At 60.7% G+C, this 4,145-nt stretch carries 4 protein-coding genes; 1 reads left to right on the top strand and 3 read right to left on the bottom strand.

Going from position 1 to position 4,145, the window contains the following annotated elements; translation table 11 throughout:
- The coding region (locus ACZM96_RS09835; RefSeq protein WP_489488834.1) for a helix-turn-helix domain-containing protein at positions 1-187 on the bottom strand (187 nt) is incomplete at its 3' end.
- Between the two features lie 136 nt (positions 188-323).
- Here ACZM96_RS09835 and ACZM96_RS09830 point away from each other — a divergent pair.
- Positions 324-1,298, top strand: a complete 975-nt coding sequence (locus tag ACZM96_RS09830) for a DMT family transporter (protein WP_489488832.1) — start codon at positions 324-326, stop codon at positions 1,296-1,298.
- Between the two features lie 204 nt (positions 1,299-1,502).
- On the opposite strand, the gene ACZM96_RS09825 is transcribed toward ACZM96_RS09830, so the two are convergent.
- Both ACZM96_RS09825 and ACZM96_RS09820 read right to left on the bottom strand, forming a co-directional pair.
- The gene (locus ACZM96_RS09825) at positions 1,503-1,784 is read right to left on the bottom strand and encodes a hypothetical protein (RefSeq protein ID WP_489488831.1); all 282 of its coding nucleotides are present in this window, start codon (positions 1,782-1,784) and stop codon (positions 1,503-1,505) included.
- Positions 1,785-2,017: 233 nt separating this feature from the next.
- On the bottom strand, positions 2,018-3,325 hold the full coding sequence (locus tag ACZM96_RS09820) for an outer membrane homotrimeric porin (protein ID WP_489488829.1): 1,308 nt from the start codon (positions 3,323-3,325) through the stop codon (positions 2,018-2,020).
- Positions 3,326-4,145: the final 820 nt, after the last annotated feature.

The raw sequence follows: 4,145 nt of genomic DNA, 5'->3' as shown, positions 1-4,145 counted from the left end.
CCTCCCCGCGCCGGTTGCGTATGAACAAACGATACCCGAGCTCCCGCTCCAGAGCCGCCATCGATCGCGATACCGCAGGCTGACTCGTGAACAGCATCGCCGCCGCACGACTGAAATTCCGACAGCGCGCCACCTGATAAAATATGCGGCAAAGTTCCCAATTCAGTTCCACATTTCCCCCTGTCATGCGCTTCTGATATATCTACCATATCAAATGAGTATTTTACCGTATCATTGCCCCCTGCTATAGGCAAGAAATGTCAGGAGCGCGGTATTGTTCACGCGCGCCCCGGGAACGGCCCTCCGGGCAGGAACCTCTTACCATGAATCGCGGATACATCTTCATCTTTCTCGCCACCGTGTTCTTCAGCTCCATGGAAGTCGCGCTGAAAACCGTGGCCAACGACTTCAATCCCATGCAGCTCACCTGCACCCGTTTCCTTATCGGCGGTCTGCTGCTCATTCCCTTCGCGCTGCGCGGTCTGCGTCAGCACGGAGCCACCGTCACCCTCGCCTCCTGGAAAGGCTTCGCCTGGCTCGGCTTCGTCGGCCTCGTGGTCAGCATGATGCTTTATCAGGTATCCATCCTCTACGCCCCGGCGTCGGTGGTCAGCGTGCTGTTCAGCTGCAATCCCGTGCTCGTGCTCGGCTTCGCCTACCTCATCCTGCGCGCCGACATCCGCCCCCAGCACATCACCGCTCTCGTGCTCGAAGTGGTGGCCGCCATCATCATCATTGATCCGCTGCACACCAGCGCCGATCCCGTGGGCATCGTGCTCGTGCTGCTCTCCGCCGCCACCTTCGCCCTCTACGCCGTGCTCGGCAAAAAACAGTGCGCCCAGTATTCCGGCGTGGCCGTCACCTGCTTCAGCTGCCTCGCCGCCAGCGTCGAAATGATCATACTCATGCTCATCAGCCACATCGGGCCCGTGGCCGACGCCCTGCAGGCCGCCGGCGCGCCCATGTTCGCCAACATGCCCTTCTTCGCGGGCTACACTTCCCACAACATTCTGAACTTCCTCTACATCTGCGTGTTCGTCACCGCCGGCGGCTACGCCTGCTACTTCATGGGCATGGAAGCCACTTCCGCCATGCAGGGCTCGCTCGTCTTCTTCTTCAAGCCCGTGCTGGCCCCCATCCTCGCCATGATCGTGCTCGGCGAAAAAATTCCGGTGAACATGTGGTGCGGCATTGCGCTCATGCTTGTGGCCTCGGTTATTTCCATGATTCCCACATGGGAAGCCCTCATCGCCGCGCGTCCTTTTGTCGTCAGCCACCTCCTGCACAGACGGCACTAGGTCGATTGCGACGTTTTCCGGCTCCGCCGGAAAAGGGCCCGTTTCTCCTCCCCCCTGCTGAGAAACGGGCTTCATTTTTTAACGCAGAAACCTGAGGCTATCCTCCCCCATTCCGCAAAAAAAAACGCGGAACGCCCGCCCGACGACATGTCGTCAGGTTCAGCGTTCCGCGCCTTGTCCCGCCTGATGCCGGACGAAATTGCGCTACACGGTGATCAGCGTGAGCAGACCCGGAAGTTCCTTGCTCAGCACGACAAAGTGAAACACGTTCAGAAAAAAGAAATAATTCAGTTCCGTGTAAAAATTGCGCACCGCAAAGTAAAGAACGCTCAGCCCCAGAAACACCGGAAGATAATAGGTGAAGGGAAAACAGATGTTCTGCACGTTCAGTGCAAGTCCGCTCAGCGTGAGCGAGGCGTACATCACCGCCACGTCGAGCACGAACAGCACCGGAACAAGTTTAATGGAATTCAATACCTTGGTCATAATTCAGCATCCTCTTTTTCCGCAGATGTTCTCTCTTGTGGGCCGCGCCTTCCGCACTGCGCGCAGGCTGCGCGAACGCGCGCGCCGTGTGGTGGTATAAAGTTTTCCTCTCAAGGACGCAACGCCCCCTTCCGCGGAAATCCCCCGAAAACGACAAAACGCGCGACCGCTTTCACGGCCGCGCGACCCTTACCCCGAACGCTCCATGCGTCCGCCGTCAACAGACTGGGCGTCTAAAACGCGTACTGGAACTGAAGCGCCGCACGCCAGTCATCCTTGTAGGAACCGCTGCGTCCGTGCGCGGCCGAGGTGTCGAAATCCTCGACAATGTACGCCAGTTCAAGGGCTGCCGTCAGATTCTTATAGATTTCATAGGTCGAAAGCATGTTGAATTCCACGGCGGAATCTGCGGTGGTGAGGTAGTCGTAGCCGTCGCCGTAGGCGCCGTTATGCTTGTTGTTCGTGCCCGCAAAGTAGGTCACACTGACATCGTGGTTCAGCCCGTCGATGAACGATACGCCGTTCAGCTGCGCACTCACGCCCCACGTGCCGCCGAAACTGCTTCTGTGCCCGCCGAGTATGCCCCACGCCGCATTGAAATACGTGCTCGTGCCGTTGAAGTCGCCGTAGATGATGGGTATCTGGCCGGAGTTCATGGCGCGGCCCTTTTTGTCGCCCGAGGAGTACCAGCCGAGCAGCGTCGGCTCGCCGAAGCTCATGGCGTAGGCCGCCTTGCCCACCGCGTACCAGCCTTCCTGATCCGGCGAGGCGGAATATTCCACGCGGCCGTAGGCGGCGTCGAGCGCCAGCGTGACGGGATCGAAGGGTTTCCACTCCAGGCCCGCGCCGAATATCGCCATGTCGGCCCGGCCCGAACCGCTGAGGTTGCCCTGCTCGGTCATGATGTCGGGATTGTAGCGCGCGCCCTCTTCGTTCACGAAATCGCCGCGCGTGCCGTAGATCGCCCAGGGCGACGCCGTGAAGCTGTCGAGCTTCGCCGTGCCCACGAGTCCGAAAAGATCGTACTTCGGCGCGTTGACTTCCGATTTTTCGCCGCGTCCGTTGGCTTCGCGCGCAAGTCTGGTCCAGAAGCCGGTGACGTTGTAGCGTTCGCCGAGCGGCACGGACGCCACAATGCCGTCGCCCACAAGATCGGCGATCATGGTCGAAGTGCTCGCGTAGGCGGGCAGATCGAAGGCGTGGCGGCCCATGCGGATGGTCACATCGGTGCCGGGCACGACCCAGTCGATGTAGGCCTGACGCATGAACACGCCTTCGTTGTTTCCGGTGGTGTCGGAACCCCAGTCGTGCTCGCCGACCTGAAGCTGAAAATAGCCGGAAAGCTGTTCCGAGGCGGTCAGGGTCATGCCGAGGCGCAGGCGCTGCACGGCATAGTCGGTGTTGCGGCCGTGGAAGCCTTCGGAACCGCTCTGGAATTGAAAGAGATATTCGCCGTCCATTTTGAGATCGACGGCGGACGCGGGACTGGTGGCGGCCGTGACGAGACCGGCGGCCAGGACAAGAGTGATGAGTTTTTTCATTCGCGCATTCCCGAATGTTTGACCGCGGCATGCGGCCTTGCTGCGCCGCTTCGCAGGAACGGTCTCCGGTCCCCAACCTTTGCTCTCGCCCGACCCTGATGCGAAGCGTCCAAACGCAGGGCAAAAATTGCGCAAAATAGTACGCCTGTCAAGTTAATTGAAAAAGAAATTCATTTTTATTAAATACCTTGAACGCGCATGGCTTCTGACTGCGCGCACGGCGGCTGCCGACGATTTTCGGCAAACGGAGCTCGGGGCCCGGCGCGAAAGACGAAGGACGAGGGAAAGGAAACGTGCGGGGAGGGGGGCATGCGGGGATGAGCACGCGGCGGAACGTGGCACAGGGCGGGAAAAACGCGTGAGAGGCAAAGCCGGTCGCAGAAAGAGAGACCGCGGCAAGGACCATCGGGCAAAGCGGAGGCCTGCGGGGAAAACGGGGAGCGAGGGGGAAAGGCAGGCAGGACAACCTGGGCCCGAGGCGAAGCGACGCGACGAGGGCGTGTGAGGTCGGCGGAACGGCGCAGGGATGGAAAAAACAGGGCGCAGAGCGAGGCACAAGGTCGAGGCGCAGGCGACGCAGGCGCGGAAGGATGAAAAAGCGAGACAAAGCCCGGGAAGTTGCGGAGGGGCTGCGGCGCAGAGAATCCTGCGGGGAGACTCGGGAAAGATTCGGAGGCTTCCCGGAACGCCCGGCGAGGAGGAAAAGGCGAGGCGCGGGGAAAGAGGTGGCGGGCGCAAGAGGGGGAGGCGTGGACGGAAATCCGCTTTTGCCCCAGCCTGTCCGCGGCTTCTGCGATGCTCCGGCGACGAGGTTCCGCAG

Source organism: Mailhella sp. (assembly GCF_057866825.1).
This window is presented reverse-complemented; position numbering and strand designations above follow the sequence as displayed.

What these genes read in the sequence shown, in the direction of transcription:
- ACZM96_RS09830 (WP_489488832.1), top strand. Translation starts at nt 324, where the DNA reads ATGAATCGCGGATACATCTTCATCTTTCTCGCCACCGTGTTCTTCAGC.
- ACZM96_RS09820 (WP_489488829.1), bottom strand. Translation starts at nt 3,325, where the DNA reads ATGAAAAAACTCATCACTCTTGTCCTGGCCGCCGGTCTCGTCACGGCC.
- ACZM96_RS09825 (WP_489488831.1), bottom strand. Translation starts at nt 1,784, where the DNA reads ATGACCAAGGTATTGAATTCCATTAAACTTGTTCCGGTGCTGTTCGTG.